Origin of the sequence: Streptomyces sp. H27-C3 (assembly GCF_030063415.1) — a bacterium.
Classification (GTDB): domain Bacteria; phylum Actinomycetota; class Actinomycetes; order Streptomycetales; family Streptomycetaceae; genus Streptomyces.
Map to the genome: position 1 here is coordinate 131534 of NZ_JASITA010000015.1, position 15681 is coordinate 147214.

The 15681-nt window shown below is 70.2% G+C and carries 15 protein-coding genes, 1 tRNA gene and 3 pseudogenes; 7 read left to right on the top strand and 12 right to left on the bottom strand.

The features are described from left to right. On the top strand, window positions 1-1521 hold a 1521-nt coding region (locus tag QMK30_RS17410), incomplete at its 5' end, for an ATP-binding domain-containing protein (protein ID WP_283519047.1). A gap of 79 nt (window positions 1522-1600) precedes the next feature. On the opposite strand, the gene QMK30_RS17415 is transcribed toward QMK30_RS17410, so the two are convergent. Further along, window positions 1601-2251, bottom strand: coding sequence for a hypothetical protein (locus QMK30_RS17415; RefSeq protein WP_283519049.1), 651 nt, complete (start codon window positions 2249-2251; stop codon window positions 1601-1603). Between the two features lie 47 nt (window positions 2252-2298). Between QMK30_RS17415 and QMK30_RS17420 the strand changes: the two genes are divergently transcribed. After that, complete coding sequence (locus QMK30_RS17420) at window positions 2299-2487, top strand: DUF5703 family protein (protein ID WP_283519051.1); 189 nt, start codon at window positions 2299-2301, stop codon at window positions 2485-2487. 80 nt (window positions 2488-2567) lie between these two features. On the opposite strand, the gene QMK30_RS17425 is transcribed toward QMK30_RS17420, so the two are convergent. From QMK30_RS17425 to QMK30_RS17435, 3 genes are all read right to left on the bottom strand, one after another. Continuing rightward, window positions 2568-3365, bottom strand: coding sequence for a chaplin (locus QMK30_RS17425; RefSeq protein ID WP_283519053.1), 798 nt, complete (start codon window positions 3363-3365; stop codon window positions 2568-2570). Between the two features lie 140 nt (window positions 3366-3505). Further along, window positions 3506-3739 (bottom strand): chaplin ChpH, encoded by a 234-nt coding sequence (chpH, locus tag QMK30_RS17430; protein WP_283519056.1) that lies wholly within the window; start codon window positions 3737-3739, stop codon window positions 3506-3508. A gap of 171 nt (window positions 3740-3910) precedes the next feature. Continuing rightward, window positions 3911-5236: a M20/M25/M40 family metallo-hydrolase gene (locus tag QMK30_RS17435; protein WP_283519057.1), complete on the bottom strand. Its 1326-nt coding sequence runs from the start codon at window positions 5234-5236 to the stop codon at window positions 3911-3913. Between the two features lie 187 nt (window positions 5237-5423). Here QMK30_RS17435 and QMK30_RS17440 point away from each other — a divergent pair. After that, window positions 5424-5511: transfer RNA gene (locus QMK30_RS17440), tRNA-Leu, on the top strand. A gap of 334 nt (window positions 5512-5845) precedes the next feature. Here QMK30_RS17440 and QMK30_RS17445 read toward each other — a convergent pair. After that, a pseudogene (locus QMK30_RS17445) lies at window positions 5846-6405 on the bottom strand (IS701 family transposase); the annotation flags it as partial. Window positions 6406-6425: 20 nt separating this feature from the next. Beyond that, window positions 6426-6788: a hypothetical protein gene (locus tag QMK30_RS17450; RefSeq protein ID WP_283519059.1), complete on the bottom strand. Its 363-nt coding sequence runs from the start codon at window positions 6786-6788 to the stop codon at window positions 6426-6428. Between the two features lie 102 nt (window positions 6789-6890). On the opposite strand from QMK30_RS17450, the gene sigJ reads away from it, so the two are divergent. From sigJ to QMK30_RS17465, 3 genes are all read left to right on the top strand, one after another. Continuing rightward, complete coding sequence (gene sigJ, locus QMK30_RS17455) at window positions 6891-7790, top strand: RNA polymerase sigma factor SigJ (protein ID WP_283519061.1); 900 nt, start codon at window positions 6891-6893, stop codon at window positions 7788-7790. A 621-nt stretch (window positions 7791-8411) separates the two neighbouring features. After that, window positions 8412-8768, top strand: coding sequence for a recombinase family protein (locus QMK30_RS17460; RefSeq protein ID WP_283519063.1), 357 nt, complete (start codon window positions 8412-8414; stop codon window positions 8766-8768). Then, complete coding sequence (locus QMK30_RS17465) at window positions 8740-9207, top strand: recombinase family protein (protein ID WP_283519064.1); 468 nt, start codon at window positions 8740-8742, stop codon at window positions 9205-9207. Before QMK30_RS17460 ends, QMK30_RS17465 begins: the two co-directional genes overlap by 29 nt. A gap of 52 nt (window positions 9208-9259) precedes the next feature. Here QMK30_RS17465 and QMK30_RS17470 read toward each other — a convergent pair whose 3' ends face one another. Beyond that, complete coding sequence (locus tag QMK30_RS17470) at window positions 9260-9634, bottom strand: STAS domain-containing protein (RefSeq protein ID WP_283519066.1); 375 nt, start codon at window positions 9632-9634, stop codon at window positions 9260-9262. Next, a complete protein-coding gene (locus QMK30_RS17475; protein ID WP_283519067.1) occupies window positions 9631-11118 on the bottom strand; it encodes a PP2C family protein-serine/threonine phosphatase in 1488 nt (495 codons plus the stop codon). Before QMK30_RS17475 ends, QMK30_RS17470 begins: the two co-directional genes overlap by 4 nt. A gap of 221 nt (window positions 11119-11339) precedes the next feature. Between QMK30_RS17475 and QMK30_RS17480 the strand changes: the two are divergent. After that, window positions 11340-11636, top strand: a pseudogene (locus QMK30_RS17480) (DDE-type integrase/transposase/recombinase); the annotation flags it as partial. A 60-nt stretch (window positions 11637-11696) separates the two neighbouring features. Here the strand turns inward: QMK30_RS17480 and QMK30_RS17485 are convergent. From QMK30_RS17485 to QMK30_RS17500, 4 genes and pseudogenes are all read right to left on the bottom strand, one after another. Further along, entirely contained in the window at window positions 11697-11888 is a 192-nt protein-coding gene (locus tag QMK30_RS17485) for a hypothetical protein (protein WP_283519068.1), read from the bottom strand. Between the two features lie 483 nt (window positions 11889-12371). Continuing rightward, the gene (locus tag QMK30_RS17490; RefSeq protein ID WP_283519069.1) at window positions 12372-13001 is read right to left on the bottom strand and encodes an MBL fold metallo-hydrolase; all 630 of its coding nucleotides are present in this window, start codon (window positions 12999-13001) and stop codon (window positions 12372-12374) included. Continuing rightward, window positions 13001-14086 (bottom strand): S-(hydroxymethyl)mycothiol dehydrogenase, encoded by a 1086-nt coding sequence (locus tag QMK30_RS17495; RefSeq protein ID WP_283519070.1) that lies wholly within the window; start codon window positions 14084-14086, stop codon window positions 13001-13003. The genes QMK30_RS17490 and QMK30_RS17495 overlap by 1 nt, the downstream gene beginning before the upstream one ends. Before the next feature lie 82 nt (window positions 14087-14168). Beyond that, a pseudogene (locus QMK30_RS17500) lies at window positions 14169-15617 on the bottom strand (amidohydrolase); the annotation flags it as partial. Window positions 15618-15681 lie beyond the last annotated feature (64 nt).

Here is a 15681-nt window from a genome sequence, read left to right on the forward strand (position 1 = left end):
GGCGACGAGCGCGGGAGGGCGGCGCTCGTCGCCCGGTTCCTTGAGCGTGCGGCCCTCCAGGGGCACACCGTCCTCGATGCGACCGTGGTGGCCAAGGCGCTGACCGGGCACGGGGTGCCAGACCCCGACGAGGCCCTGCAGCACGCGATCGCCGAAGGCGTCGTGCTGAGCTTCCAGGACGGCGCCGACGACACGGCCGCGGCCGACGAGGACGAGGACGAGGCGGAATCCGCGGACGCGCAGGAGCAGACCGAGCCGGTCCAGGTCCTGCTGGGTCTTGAGCGCTACGCCCTCGCCGAGGAGAGCCTCGCCGAGGGCCTCGCCAGGCTGGTCAGCACCTTCACCGAGGCCGCGGCCTGGGACACGGCCACGGCCTCGCGCTCCGCCGCCGGACTGATCGGCGCCGTCGCGGGGCACGGCCTGGTCGCCCACACCGGCGGTGAGGCCGCCCGCGCCGAACCGGCCGAGCTGGTCACCCTGGCGCGGGGGCTGGGCCTGCGCGCCTTCGCGGCGTCGCACAGCGTGGACGGCGCGCGGCGCCTCGCCACGGCGGTCGACGACCCCGCGGCCTCGGTCACCCTCTACGGCCTGCTCTCCGGGACCGAGGGGCCCGGCCGGGACGACGAGGGTCTGCTCGCGCTCGACCTGCTGGTCGTGCTGGACGCCCCGCAGCTGGACGTGGAGACCGCAGCGGTTCTGGTGGAGTCGCTGCCCGACGCCACCAGGCTCGTCCTCAGCGGCGACCCCGGTGTGCTGCCTTCGGCCGGTGCGGGCAGGGTGTTCGCGGATCTGCTGGCCGCTCATGCCTGCCCGCAGATCGCCTCGCGCACGCCCGACCCCGGGCCGATCGGCGAGCTGGTGTCCGGGATCGGAATCGGCGAGCTGAACCAGGTAGAGGCGCCGGGCAAGGAAGTGGTGATCGTCCCGGTCCGCGACGCGGGCGAGGCGGTGCACCGCACCGTGCAGCTGGTCGCCGATTCGGTGCCGCGCGCCTTCGGGATGAGTGCCGAACAGACGCAGGTGATCACTCCCGGGCACGGCGGATCCGCCGGTACCCGCGCGCTCAACGCGGCCCTCAAGCAGCGGCTGAACCCGGGCCCGGGCCGGTTCGCCGGCTTCGACCCGGGAGACCGGATCGCCCACGTACCGGTGCCCGGCCGGACGCTGCCCGGCACGGTCGTCACGGCCGACGCCGACGGTCTGCATCTCGACTGCGGCGGCACGCCCGTCGTCGTACCGAAGAGCCTGGTGGAGACCACGGTGCGGCACGGCTGGGCGCTCACCGCGCACCAGGCGACCGGGATGCGGTGGCCCGCGGTCGTGGTGGTGCTGCCCGGGGACGCAGCGGCGGGGCTGAGCCGGCCCTGGATCTACACCGCGTTCAGCCGCGGCGAGCGGCACCTGTCCGTGGTCCACGGCGTGGACCAGGCGCTGCCGCACGCAGTGACGGAGGTTCCGGACCGGCCACGCACCACGCGGCTGGGGGCCCTGCTGCAGCCCGCCGCCGGGCCCACGGCGTAGTACGCACCGAATAGTCCGCACCAAAAGGCCCCGCGGCCCCGGACGGGTCCGCGGGGCCACAGGGCCGTGTCTCGGGCTCTCAGGCCTCCTCGCGGCCGCCGAGCTCGTGAAGTTCGTCGTCGAAGACGGAGCTGACGTCGAAGCGGCATACGACGCGCAGCGGATCGGCCTGGTCGAAGGGCGCGGTCAGCCACTCCCCGGGTTCGGGCAGGTCGTCCGCCGCCGTCACCCACAGGGTGGAGTCGCCCTCCTCCAGGCCGAACTCTTTGTGCCGGGAGGCGATTTCGTCCGGCTCGTACTCGCCGAAGAGCACGCCGATGGCGGCGTGGACGCTGCCGCCGCCGACCCCTGCCGTCGCGCTCCGCTCGTCGGAGTCCGGGTCCAGGTCCGCGATGCGCTGTGCCTGTGCGAGCAGCCGCTGCGTCTGAGCCACCGCGTAGTCGCGCCGGATCAGGACGCTCACCGCGTTCGGCTCCTCGGGGCCCGAGTACGGCGGCAGGGAGTCGTCGGACGCGGGAATCTCGAAGGGGGTGACTTCGTCGTAGCGGTCGTAGAGCTGCTCGTCGTAGGCCTCGGCGGCTGCGGCGAGCTCGTTGAACGCGTCGTAGACGGCCGGGTCGTCGTCCCCGGTACGGTGCTCGACCGCCTCCAGGTGACGGTCCAGCGCGGCCTTGACCGCCTCGGCGGCGGCGCGTACCTCGGCAGCGGTGGGCTGCGCAGCATCAGACATAGTGCAGACGCTATCCGTACTGGGGCTCTGCCCGCACAATAGATGCGATGCCGGAATACGAATTTGTCGACGTGTACGTGCCACGCGGGGTCTCTCGCACGGACACGACCCGCCTGCTGACCGACCACGCCGAGTACGGACACTGGGAGTTGGACCGACTGAGCCTGCGCCGGGACGGCAGCCGCAGAGTGCGGCTGCGCAGGCGGATCATCCGCCAGCAGCGCGCGACCTGGTGAGGACGGTGCGGGCCCCGCAGTCACGGGGCCCGCACCGTCTTTCGCGCCGTCGAGGCCGACGCTGTCACCGCCTCACTGCCTTACGCCGCCGAACGTGCCCGGCGGTAGAGCACCGCACCGCCAAGGAGCAGTCCCGCACCCACCGGGACCACCAGCCCGAGCGGACCGGCGCCGGTCTGGGCGAGCAGTTCGGTGCCCTTGGGCTGGGTGACGCTCTGGGCGCCCGGGGTGTTCGGCTCGCCGGGCCGGTCCAGGCCCCCCGGCTTCTCGGGCCCGGCCGGGTCGACGGGCTTCTCGGGCTGACCCGGGTTGCCGGGTTGACCCGGATTCCCAGGCTCTCCCGGGTTGCCAGGAGTACCGGGGTTGCCGGGCTCTCCCGGGTTGCCAGGCTGCTCCGGCTTGCCGGGGCCGGGCCGGTCCGGGGCGCCGCTGTCGTTGGCGCAGTCGTTGCCCGTCACCGCGTTGCCGAGGCCGCCGATGGTGACGCTGTTCCCGCAGGCGTTCACCGGGATGTGGATCGGGACCTGGACGTGGTTGCCCGAGCCGACACCGGGCGAGTTGCTCGTGTGACCGTCGGCCGTCGCCCCGCCACCGCCGCGGGGCTTGCCGTGCGGCTTCCCGTGACCGGAGCCGTCCGACACATTGGCGCAGCGGTTGCCGACCGCGGGGTTGAGCAGCCCGACGACGTTGACCGTGTTCCCACAGGCGTTCACCGGGACGTGCACCGGGACCTGCACGGAGTTTCCCGACAGCACGCCCGGCGAGTCCGAGGCGGCCCCTTGGGCCCCCGCGTCGGCATGGGCGTTTCCGCCGGTCATGCCGAATACGCCGCCGACGGCCGCGATGGTGATCAGGCCTTTTCTGGTGACCTGGCGCATGGTTCTTCCTCCGCCTTCATACCTTCCGGAATGCCCGCGGACGTGGCTGCCCGCGGGCAGAATGCCCAGCGGCCCCGGAGTGCATGGCGCGCACTCCGGGGCCGCCCGGGACTCAGACCCTCACAGGTTGAGACACAACGTCACTTGTTGATGCAGGTGTTGCCGAAGGCGGGGTTCAGCAGCCCGATCACGGAGACCGTGTTTCCGCACACATTCACCGGAACGTGGATGGGCGCCTGGATGACGTTCCCCGAGAGGACGCCCGGCGAGCCCACAGCGGCACCCTGCGCGCCGGAATCCGCGACGGCCATACCCGCACCAGCGAGCACGAGACCACCAGTGGCAACCGCAGCAGCGACGACCTTCTTGATCATTACTTTTCCTCCTTGTTGGCAAATGCGATCCCAGCCGTGGACCACACCCCCTGTAACGAGGAGAAAGTGGCGGGGCTACGACCTGATGGCCCCATTCACTCCATTCAGTCAAATAGCACGCTCAACCGATTATTGGATGTTCCGTTTCCGCTACCGACCGGTGGCGTCCGCTCAGCATCCGTCCAGGAGGCGGTCCAGAACGCGTACGCCGAACTTCAGCCCGTCCACGGGCACCCGCTCGTCGACGCCGTGGAACATCCCCGCGAAGTCCAGCTCGGGCGGCAGCTTCAGCGGTGCGAAGCCGAAGCAGCGGATGCCCAGGTCGTCGAAGGACTTGGCGTCGGTGCCGCCGGAGAGCATGTACGGGACGGCGCGCGCGATGGGGTCCTCGGCCCTGAGGGCCACCTGCATCGCGTCGACGAGGTCACCGTCGAAGTTCGTCTCCAGGGCCTTGTCCCCGTGCACGTCCTCGCGCTTGACGCGCGGGCCGAGGATCCGGTCGAGGTCGGCCAGGAACTCGTCCTCGTACCCCGGCAGGAAGCGCCCGTCGACATGCGCGGTGGCCTGTCCGGGGATCACGTTCACCTTGTAGCCGGCGCCGAGCATGGTGGGCGCCGCCGAGTTCTGCAGGGTGGCGCCGACCATCTTCGCGATGCCGCCGAGCTTGGCGAGCGTGGCGTCCATGTCCTCCGGGTCGAGGGGGGTGCCGAGCGCGTCCGAGAGCTCGTCGAGGAAGGACCGTACGGTCTTGGTGACGCGCACCGGCCACTTGTGCCGGCCGAGCCGGCCGACGGCCTCGCACAGCTCGGTGATCGCGTTGTCCTTGTTGGTCATCGAGCCGTGCCCGGCCGTGCCGTCCACGGTGAGCCGCATCCAGTGCATGCCCTTCTGCGCCGTCTCGACGAGATACAGCCGCAGGTTCTCGTTGACGGTGAAGGAGAAGCCGCCGACCTCGCCGATGGCCTCGTTGACGCCCTCGAAGAGACCGGGGTGCTTGTCGACGAGATGCCGTGCCCCGTACGTGCCGCCCGCCTCCTCGTCGGCGAGGAAGGCCAGCACGATGTCGCGCGGGGGCTTGCGGCCGCTGCGCATCCTGTCGCGTACGACCGCGAGGGTCATCGCGTCCATGTCCTTCATGTCGACCGCGCCCCGGCCCCACACACAGCCGTCCGCGATCTCGCCGGCGAACGGATGGTGCGTCCAGTCCTGGGCGTTCGCCGGCACGACGTCGGTGTGCCCGTGGATGAGCAGCGCCGGCCGGGACGGGTCCTCGCCCGCGATCCTGGCCACCGTCGACGCGCGGCCCGGGTGGGACTCGAAGATCTGCGGTTCGAGCCCGACCTCGGCGAGCTGCTCGGCGATGTACTCCGCGGCGGCGCGTTCTCCCGGCCCGGAGTGGTCTCCGTAATTGCTGGTGTCGATCCGGATCAGGTCACGACAGAGATCGACGACCTCGTCCTCGCCCGAGACCTTCCGGGTCGTGTTCGACTCGCTCACGCTGCTTCCTCCCACTGGCATTGCTGGTGGTCCCCCCACATCCTCCCGCTTTCCGCCCCTTCACCCCAAGGGCGGTCCCCTCGCGTCATGCGCGGTTCACGGGTACGGGGGGTGGCGATCAGCGGGTCCGAATGTTTGCTATGGTTTTCCACGTCGGAACGGCCCAGGGCCGCACGGCAGACACCTTGTCCGGGTGGCGGAATGGCAGACGCGCTAGCTTGAGGTGCTAGTGCCCTTTATCGGGCGTGGGGGTTCAAGTCCCCCCTCGGACACCAGCAGGAACCCCAGTTGATCTGGGGTTTTTTGCGTTTCTAGGCTGTGGCGTGACCAACCACGTGACCAACAGCCCAGCGAATCACCTGGTCAGACCAGGGATGACAGGCCGAGTCGGCCCGCACCGGAGGCGGCGAGCTTCCGCGCTCCGTCCTTACGTGAGTGGCCGTATCGGGCCATCGTGTAGCCCGGCGAGTGGTGCCGGACGTTGGCGGAGACCTCGACAGGGCTCTCCCCGGCCTCCAGATCGTTCGTGACCTTGCTGTGCCGCCAGCCATGAATGCGGAAGTCCTCCGGCAGGTGCAGCCGGTTGCGCAGGGTGCACCCTGCGATTCAACCGGTCAGTGCCAGCACATAGGCCAGGCCTCGTTCCTCAAGGGCGAGGCGGAAGGGGCACTGACGCCGTAGCCGGCGTCGGCGACCACCACCGGTGCCTTCAGCTGCCAGTCAGTGAGCGTGTCGAGCAGTCCGAGTGCCAGACGCCACTTCTCCTGATGCGTCGCTCCCTCCGGAACACCGGCCTTCCGGCAGCGTTCCGGCTCGTCTGCCCACTCCCGGGGCAGATACAACTGCCACTGAAGCGGGCAGGACGCGGTATCGGTTGCAGCGTGGATACTGACCGCGACCTGGCAGTTCGCCCGTTTCCCGACCGCTCCGCAGTACTGGCGGGCCGCCCCCGCCGATGCATGGCCGCACTTGGGAAACGACACGTCATCGATCACCCACACCTCAGGTGCGATCGCCTCGGACAGCCGCTGGGCGATCCGCCGTCTCACCGGAAGCGGATCCCACGGCGACTGGTTGACGAACTGCCGCAGGGGCTGCGTGTTCCCGTCCGGCAGCCGTTCAGCCATCGGCTGGATCGACTTACGCCGGCCGTCCAGCAGCTGATCCCGGTGTGCCCCCGTATCGGACTTCAGCGCCGCGCCAGCGCCAGCACGCTCAGCCCGAACATCAGGACGCCCAGGGGGAGATGGACCGACGGTACGTGCGCGATGCCGAGCACGACCTGGGCCGAGGCGAGGACAAGGAAGCCGGACGCGTGCCAGACGGGCCGGGGCGAGCCGCCGCCCGGCTTCCACGCCAGCACCGCCGCGAGCACGTACAGCATCGACGCCCCGTACATCACGCGGGCTCCGACACTGTGCAGCGTCTCTCCGTAGGACGAGGTCAGCAGCAATCCGGCGGAGACCGCTTGAAGGAAGATGGTCAGGGTCTGCAAGGTGATCGCGATCTGCAGAAACGAGGAGCTGCGCTGTGCCGTCGCCTGGGTGGCCATGTCACGGTTCTCCTATTCCGCCCGGGGGCAGTAGATCGATAAGGTCTCACCAGCCCGACGACGCGGGCCTGCGAAAGGTAAGGCGAGGAGACGGTCGGGGGCATGGGGATGGCGGGGACGAGCACCGATGAGATAGCCGGTGAGCGGCGCCAACTGATCAATGTCGCCTACCGGTTGCTCGGTTCACTGGCCGAGGCCGAGGACGCCGTACAGGAGGCCTACGCGCGCTGGTACGCGCTGCCACGAAGTCGGCAGGAGGAGATCGTGTCCCCTGGCGCCTGGCTGACGACGGTGACCGGCCGCATCTGCCTGGACGTGCTCGGCTCGGCGCGGGCCCGGCGTGAACGCTATGTCGGCGCGTGGCTGCCCGAGCCGCTGCCCGACCGCGCCGAGTGGGACCACGGCCATGGCACCGACCCCGCCGACCAGATGGTCCTGGACGAATCGGTGACCATGGCATTCCTCGTCGTCCTGGAGTCGATGACGCCCGCCGAGCGGGTGGCGTTCGTCCTGCACGATGTCTTCCGTTACCCCTTCGCCGAGATCGCCGGCGTCCTCGGCCGGACCCCTGCGGCCTGCAAGCAGCTGGCGGCCTCCGCCCGGCGGCGGGTGGGCGTCGCGCGCGCTCCGGTGACGGCGGCCGGGCAGGCCGACGCGGTGATGCATGTCAAAGAGGCATGGGAGACGAAGGACATCGCGGCCCTCGTCGACCTCCTCGACCCGGCCGCCGTGATGACCGCCGACGGCGGCGGCATGGTCGGTACCGTCCTGCGCCCGATCGAAGGCGGCGCGCGCATCGCCCAGTACATGGTCGCCATCGCCGACAAGGCTCCGGGGCTCGAACTCCTGGAGCGGTCGGTCAACGGTGTGCCGGGCCTGGTGGCCCAGCGTGCCGGCGTCGTCATGACCGTAGCCTCGTTCGATGTCGCCGACGGCCGCGTCACCCGGATCTGGGCGGTCCGCAATCCGGAGAAGCTGCGGCCCTGGGCACGGGACGGCTAGTCATACCCCCACCCCTTCGTCGTCGCAGTCAGGCAGGGGGTAACGACCTCAACCGCGATTGACAGTGGGAGAAGGAGCGACGTCTGGGGCCTTCGAATCCAAGGCGGAGGAGGGAGTGATGGCGGAGCCATCGCGACTGACGACAACGCCGGAGGCGGAGGCCCCAGGCGCCGCGACGCCGCTGCCAATCGTGGGTGAGGTCGTAAGCCCCAGGCAGGGCGCGCCAGCACCCCCCGCTGTCCGAAGTGTTGAGCGTGAGTACCAGGACGCCCGACATGGCGGAGAGTGATCACGGCAGGGCGTCTCAATAACCATCCCGTTCCCGGAGCAAGATCAAGAGCGGGCTGCGGAAGCCGCCCGAATCGCGGATTCACTGTCACAACTCGTTCTCACTCAAAAGTGGGTTGCGGCCCATTCTGGGAAATGTTTGTGACAGCATCCGGGGGCATGACGGACCCTCAAGCCGCACTCGTGTCCGACGCCGATGATGTCGAGCGCCACCCCCGCCCCCGCTGTCACGCATCGTAAAGTTCACCCTGTCGCTCGCGTTCCGGGGCGGTCGCCGGCACCTATCACACCGGCCGCTTCACGAAGGTGCCCCGACTCGCGAAACTTCTGCGCGTGCCAACGCCCGCCGACCGCGGCCCCGGACAGCCGTGGCGGCCCGGCACCCCCGTCCCGGCACCGATCGACCCGCACACCCCGACCGTGGACATCCGCATCGGATACGCAAGGTGCTCCAGCCTCACCCAGGAACTACAGTCCCAGCTCGACGCGCTCGCCGCCAAGAACATTCCTCGGGACAAGATCTTCGCCGAGAAGATCAGCACCCGGGTACGGGTCCGTCCGCAGTTCGAAGCCGCACTCGCCGCCGCACGCGAGATCAAAGCCCACGCCCCGCACTGCCGGGTGATTTTCACGGTGAACGAGATGAAAAGGCTCGGACGGGATGCCCGCAGAGCTGACCGCGCTCGCTGACCACCTGACCGCCTACGGCCTGGTACTGGAGGTGCTCGCCGGGCCCCTGGCCGGGATCTACGACCCCACCGGACCCGGCCGCCCGCTGTTCGGCTTCTTCGCCGCGATGGCCGAGACCGAGCGCGAGAACATCCGCGAGGCCACCCTCGAAGGACTCGATGCCGCCTCCCGCAAGGGCAACCACGGCGGCCGGCCCCCGGTCATCACCGACGACATGCTGCACACCGTGCTCCGCCGCCGCGCGAACGGCGAGACCATCGAGGACATCCAGCCCGACCTGCTGATCCCCACCGGCCGCCGCAAGGGCCACAACCCCAGTCTGTCGAGCATCTACCGGGCGCTGGCCGAGCACGAAAAGACCCAGACGTACCCGGAAGCCGTCGCAACGGCACACGCCGACTTCGCCGCCCTCCAGCAGCGCGACCGCAGCCCCAAGTAGTTACTCAGTGCTACACGTCACCTGGCGGTAGCTATGCGAGAACAGGGCCGCTTCAGGCGGTTTTCAGCGGCAGTGCGCCAGGGGCGGACAGGGCGTCCGCTGCGCTCGCGTGGACGGGCAGGAGGGTATCGAGGCCGGTCAGACGCAGCACCTGGTCCAGGGATACGGGCAGAGCGGCCAGCGCCAGAGAGCCGTCGGCTGCTTGGGTGCGGTGCCACAGGTTGATGAAGGTGTTCAGGCCGGAGGAGTCGCAGAAGGCGACCTGTGACAGGTCGAGGACCAGGTGCGGATGGCCTTGCTCGATCAGGGCCAGGCAACGGGTGTGCAGCGCGGGGGCGTTGTGGAAGTCGATCCCGCCGGTGACGGCGACCACGGTGGCCGTGCCGTGATGGTGGTGCGAGAGGGCCAGGCCAGAGGTGTCGCTCACGGGGCTTCAGGGCTCCTGCCTGCGGACTCGGACGCCGCGGCACCGGGTGCTGCGGTGGTGTGGGCGGTGGCGCTGGCACCGTGCGGCACCGTGGGGCGGGTGGGCACGCTCAGCGCGAGCAGCGCCACATCGTCGCCGGGTCCCTCGGGCAGTGCGTCCAGGAGGGCGGCGGTGTCCTTGACCAGGGCGGCGGCGGACATCGGTGTGGGGCGCTGGGCGAGGAAGGCGGTCAGGCCGACGTCGCCGAGCATGCCGCCGCCTCGGGTGCGGGCTTCGGTCAGCCCGTCGGTGTACAGCAGCAGCGCCTCGCCGGGAGCCAGACGCACGGTGGTGGTGGCGAAACGGGCCTGGGCGAAGGCCCCGATGAGCATGCCGCCCTTGGGACGCACCGCATCCACCCGGACCCTGTCCACCTGCTCGCCGGGGATCAGATGGTAGGTCGGGGGGTGGCCGCCGGTGGCCACCGTGACCGTGAAGCCGGCTCCCTGTTCCTCGGGGACCAGGACGCCGAACACCGCGGTGCAGAACCGGCTGCCGATGGAGGGGTCCATCAGCAGGGCGGTGTTCAAGGTGGTCAGGACCGCTTCGGGGTCGGGGTCGATATGGGCGGCCGCGCGCAGCGTGTAGCGGGTCAGGGAGGTCACGGCGGCGGCTTCGGCGCCCTTGCCGCACACATCGCCGAGGAAGAACGCCCACCGCTCCGAACCGAGCGGGAAGACGTCGTAGAAGTCTCCGCCCACGTCCTGGGCGGAAGCGGTGTGGTAGTGGGCGGCCAGTTCCAGCCCGGGGACCGGCGGCAGGGCCGGCGGCAGCAGGGTGCGCTGGAGGGTGGCGGCGAAAGCGGCGATGGCGCTCTTGTCCCGCTCAGCCTGCTCACGCGCCACACGTTCACTCTCGGCCCGCTGGTGCTCGGCCTCCCGCTGGGCCTGCTCGGCCCGCACCGTGCCCAGCGCGGACAGCCGCAGTTCCAGCTCGTCCATCACGATCGCGGCCAGGTCCACCAGCGTCGCAGTGTCCGCGGCGGTGACCAGCCGCGGGCGGGTGTCCAGGACGTTCACAGTACCCAGCCGGTGCCCATCATCCGTGATGATCGGGGCCGCGGCGTAGAAGCGCACGCCCATGAGCCCGGCCACCAGCGGATTGGAGCAGGCCACCGGGTCTGCGAGAGCATCCGAGATCACCAAGGCGTCATCGCTCAGGACCGCCGAGGCACACAGACCCGGATCCCGGCCGATCTCGCTGACCCCCTCCAGACCGTGCGCGGCCTTGAACCAGATCCGGTCACTGTCCACGATCGTCACCGACGCCACCGGCACATCCAGCAACCGCGCCGCCATCGCCGCGACGCGGTCGAACGCCCCGTCCGGCGGAGTATCAAGAATGTCGTAACGGCGCACCGCCGCGATCCGCCCCACCTCATCCGAGGTTATGAGTGACGGCCGCACCCGCTCAGGTTCCCGGGACGCCGAAGCCTGCTGCGCCATGACCCCGCCTTCCCTCTACGAGGCCGCGGTTCCTTGGCGGCCCGGCCTGACCGCGCAACCCTATCCGAGGCCCCTCGGCCCCTCCAGAACAGCCCACGTCAAGGCCGATGTGCGGCTGAGGCCAGCGATGGGAGCCCCCTCGCACAACCAAGACCCAAGATCATCCCGTTGCGTGTTTTGGAGCCTGCTTGAACGGTACGGGCTTACCTCGGCGCTACCCCAGTTACGGGGCCGCACACCGCAAGGTGATGCCGTCGGTCGAGCACCGCTCGCACCAGGGACTCAACAACCAGGCGGAGAACTCCCACCAGCCAACGAGACAACGCGAACGCGCCATGAAGGGTTTCCGCTCCGTCGGCGGAGCTCAGCGGTGCCTGGGAGCCTTCAGCCGGATCTCCCCGCACTTCCGACCCCGCCGCCACCTCCTCGCGGCACCCCACTACCGCACCGAGACGAGGACCCGCTTCACCACCTGGCAGCAGATCACCACGCTCAGTGGCCCGCCCGCCGCGGCCTGAACACCGGCCACCATCCGGGGCCAACACATCCCGATCCGGAGAACGCCCCAGAGGCTCCACTCAACCTGACAATGCCCTCAGGGAAGCCGGCGCCCCATCCTCGCCGACCGCCGATTGTGTTCCTTGGTATCCCACCAGCTCCTCCAACAGGGCGCGCACCAGGTGTACGAGCTGGTGGAGCAGCTCGGGATCGGGGGCCTGCGAGGCGAACACATCCACAAAGGACTTATCGGTCCACGGCAGCGTGAACATCCAGCGCTCATCCTGGTGGCCTTGACGCACCGCAGCGAGCGAGTACGTCAAGGTCGCGCTGCGGTCCGGTGATGGGCGACTGACAGATCAGAGATGTCGAACGTAATTTGCCCGTCACCCGTGGTGTACGAATGACCCAGCGCACGCTCGGCCGGTGTGGGTGCCGGTGTCGGCATGCACACCCCCTGCCCTTTTCCCGTTATAGACCAGGCACTCACCCTCTTGCGCCGGGTTGGTCGCGTGGCCAACGCATGACCAACAGCGGTCCGAAGCAGGCAGAAACAGCAGGTGAGCATGACCAACACTCCCGCCCCGAACAGGGCCGAAGAGGGCATGTTTCCGCAGGTCAGCTAACTAATGAGCTGGTGCCCGAGTGGACAGTTCAAGTCCCCCCCTCGGACACCAGCAGGAACCCCAGTTGATCTGGGGTTTTTTGCGTTTCCGGGACCGTGTGCGGGGCCGGCCGGACTACTCCGGGCCGTGTCAGTGGCCCCTGGTGATCCATTCCTGGAGGTGCGGGGCCTCCGCGCCGATTGTGGTGGGGTCGCCGTGGCCGGTACGGACCTCGGTGTCCGGCGGCAGGGTCAGCAGCCGGTCCCTGATCGAGTCGACGATCGTCGGGAAGTGCGAGAAGGAGCGTCCGGTGGCGCCGGGGCCGCCCTGGAAGAGGGTGTCGCCGGTGAACACCGTGGACAGCTCCGGCGCGTACAGACAGACGGCGCCCGGCGCGTGGCCGGGGGTGTGCAGGACCGTGAGGGCGATTCCGGCGACCGTGATGCTCTGGCCGTCGGTGAGTTCGCCGTCGGGGGCGCGCTCCGGGTAGGTCTGCTTCCACAGCGGGAGGTCGTCGCCGTGCAGCAGGATCGGGGCGCCGGTGGCCGTGGCGAGGGCCGGGGCGGCGTCGATGTGGTCGTTGTGGGCGTGCGTGCAGATGATGGCGCGCAGCGTACGTCCGCCGAGTGCGGCCGCGATGGCGTCCGCGTCGTGGGCGGCGTCGATGACGACGGCCTCAATGTCATCACCGATGATCCACACATTGTTGTCGACGTCCCAGGTGCCGCCGTCGAGCGAGAAGGTGCCGGAGGTGACCAGGTGGTCGATGCGGGCGCTCATCAGAAGACCACCACCGAGCGCAGGACGTCGCCTTCGTGCATGCGCTCGAAGGCCTTCTCCACGTCGCCGAGTGCGATGGTCTCGGTGACGAAGGCGCCGAGATCGATCCGGCCCTGCTGGTGCAGGTCGATGAGCATCGGGAAGTCGCGCGACGGCAGACAGTCGCCGTACCAGGAGGACTTGAGCGCGCCGCCGCGGCCGAAGAAGTCGAGGAGCGGGAGCTCCAGCTTCATCTCCGGGGTGGGGACGCCGACCAGGACGACCGTGCCGGCCAGGTCGCGGGCGTAGAAGGCCTGCTTGTACGTCTCGGGGTGGCCCACCGCCTCGATGACGACGTCGGCGCCGAAGCCGCCGGTCAGCTCGCGGATGGCCTCGACGGCTTCCGTGGAGCGGGAGTTGACGGTGTGGGTGGCGCCCATCGTGCGGGCGGTCTCCAGCTTACGGTCGTCGATGTCGACGGCGATGATTTTGGCCGCGCCCGCGAGCTTGGCGCCCACGATCGCCGCGTCGCCGACGCCGCCGCAGCCGATGACGGCGACGGAGTCGCCGCGGCCGACCTGGCCGGTGTTGATGGCGGCGCCGATGCCCGCCATGACGCCGCAGCCGAGCAGGCCTGCGACAGCGGGTGATACGGCGGGGTCGACCTTGGTGCACTGGCCGGCCGCGACCAGGGTCTTCTCGGCGAAGGCGCCGATGCCGAGGGCCGGGGACAGCTCGGTGCCGTCGAGGAGGGTCATCTTCTGCTTCGCGTTGTGGGTGTCGAAGCAGTACTGGGGGCGGCCGCGCAGGCAGGCCCGGCACTGGCCGCACACCGCACGCCAGTTGAGGATGACGAAGTCGCCGGGGGCGACGTCGGTGACGCCGTCACCGACGGACTCGACGATGCCCGCCGCCTCGTGGCCGAGGAGGAAGGGGAAGTCGTCGTTGATGCCACCCTGCTTGTAGTGCAGGTCGGTGTGACAGACCCCGCACGCCTGGATCTTCACGACGGCCTCGCCGGGTCCCGGGTCCGGGACGAGGATGGTCTCCACCCGTACCGGCTGCTTCTTTCCGGGAGCGACTACCCCTTGGACCTGCTGCGTCATACCTGAACTTCCTTCCTAGCGTGTCGGGTACGCCCCCGTTTTCCGCACCGTACCCGCTGCCCGGCGTCCGCGGAGCGGTGGACTACAGACCGGCGTCGTAGACCTGCTGTCCGCCCACGAACGTACGGGCGACGCGGGTCGCGGCGATCTCCTCGGGCGGAGCCGCGTACGGGTCGCGGTCCAGCACCATCAGGTCGGCGAGGGCACCGGCGCGGACGCTGCCGGTGTAGTCGAGGTGATTCACCTGGGCGGAGCCCGCGGTGTACGCGGCGAAGGCGGCAGTCAGGCCGATGCGCTGGTCGGGGAGGAAGACCGGTCCGCTGTCGCCGGGCCCGACCCGGTTGACCGCGGTGTGGATGCCGTGCAGCGGGTCGGGACTGCTGACCGGCCAGTCGCTGCCCGCCGCGATGGTGGCGCCGGAGCGCAGCAGCGCCCCGAACGGGTACTGCCACCCTGCCCGTTCCGTTCCGAGGAAGGGGATGGTCAGTTCGTCCATCTGCGGTTCGTGCGCGGCCCACAGGGGCTGGATGTTGGCGGTGGCGCCGAGTTCCCGGAAGCGGCCGATGTCGTCGGGGTGGACGACCTGGACGTGGGCGAGGTGCGGGCGGGTGTCGCGCCAGCCGTTCGCGGTGCGGGCCGCCCCGACGGCGTCCAGGGCCTCGCGCACGGCGCGGTCGCCCAGCGCGTGGAAGTGGGCCTGGAAGCCGAGGGCGTCCAGCTCGGTGACGTACCGGCGCAGGTCGGCGGGGGCGATGAAGCTGGTGCCGCGGTTGGCGGTGGCGCAGCCGCAGCCGTCCAGGTAGGGGGCGAGGAGGGCCGCGGTGCCGGTCTCGGCGACCCCGTCGACCATCAGCTTGACCGATCCGGCGCGGAACCGGCCGAGGCTCGACTCGGCTCGGCGTGCGACGAGTTCGGGTATCTGCTCGGCGCCGCGCTCGCGGTCCCACCACAGGGCTCCGGCGACGCGGGCGGTCAGCGAGCCGTCGCGGGCCGCCGTCAGATAGGCGTCGAAGGGGTCCCCCATCGCGCCGAAGGTGCCGACGATGGCGTCCTGCCAGGCGGTGATGCCGAAGGAATGGAGGAGCCGCTGGGCGCGCAGCAGGGCGGCGAGCCGCTCGGCCGGGGTGGACGGCGGGGTGAGCCGGGCGATCAGGTCCATGGCGCCCTCCTGGAGGAGACCGGTGGGCTCGCCGTGCGTGTCCCGCTCGATGCGGCCGTCGGCCGGGTCGGGGGTGTCGCGGTCGATGCCGGCCAGGCGCAGGGCAAGGCTGTTGGCCCAGGCTCCGTGGTGGTCGCGGTTGGGCAGATAGACGGGCCGGTCGGGGACGACCGCGTCGAGCAGGTCCTGGGTGGGGCTGCCCCCGGCGAACGCCTCCATGGACCAGCCGCCGCCGGTGATCCACTCCGCCTCGGGGCGGGCTTCGGCGTACGCCCGTACGGCGGCGACGCTTTCGGGGGCGGTCAGGATGCCCGTCAGGTCGCACTGCGCCAGCTCCAGGCCGGCCGAGACCGGGTGGACGTGGGCGTCCTTGAGCCGGGAGTACGCGCATGATGCTGGCGGCGGCCGCGGCGCGGTTGCGGCGAGTCCATGCGGA

Excerpts from the sequence above, each read along its gene's own strand:
- QMK30_RS17415 (WP_283519049.1), bottom strand. The coding sequence starts at position 2,251 with ATGTCTGATGCTGCGCAGCCCACCGCTGCCGAGGTACGCGCCGCCGCC.
- QMK30_RS17420 (WP_283519051.1), top strand. The coding sequence starts at position 2,299 with ATGCCGGAATACGAATTTGTCGACGTGTACGTGCCACGCGGGGTCTCT.
- QMK30_RS17425 (WP_283519053.1), bottom strand. The coding sequence starts at position 3,365 with ATGCGCCAGGTCACCAGAAAAGGCCTGATCACCATCGCGGCCGTCGGC.
- chpH (WP_283519056.1), bottom strand. The coding sequence starts at position 3,739 with ATGATCAAGAAGGTCGTCGCTGCTGCGGTTGCCACTGGTGGTCTCGTG.
- QMK30_RS17450 (WP_283519059.1), bottom strand. The coding sequence starts at position 6,788 with ATGGCCACCCAGGCGACGGCACAGCGCAGCTCCTCGTTTCTGCAGATC.
- sigJ (WP_283519061.1), top strand. The coding sequence starts at position 6,891 with ATGGGGATGGCGGGGACGAGCACCGATGAGATAGCCGGTGAGCGGCGC.
- QMK30_RS17465 (WP_283519064.1), top strand. The coding sequence starts at position 8,740 with ATGCCCGCAGAGCTGACCGCGCTCGCTGACCACCTGACCGCCTACGGC.
- QMK30_RS17475 (WP_283519067.1), bottom strand. The coding sequence starts at position 11,118 with ATGGCGCAGCAGGCTTCGGCGTCCCGGGAACCTGAGCGGGTGCGGCCG.
- QMK30_RS17485 (WP_283519068.1), bottom strand. The coding sequence starts at position 11,888 with ATGTTCACGCTGCCGTGGACCGATAAGTCCTTTGTGGATGTGTTCGCC.
- QMK30_RS17490 (WP_283519069.1), bottom strand. The coding sequence starts at position 13,001 with ATGAGCGCCCGCATCGACCACCTGGTCACCTCCGGCACCTTCTCGCTC.
- QMK30_RS17495 (WP_283519070.1), bottom strand. The coding sequence starts at position 14,086 with ATGACGCAGCAGGTCCAAGGGGTAGTCGCTCCCGGAAAGAAGCAGCCG.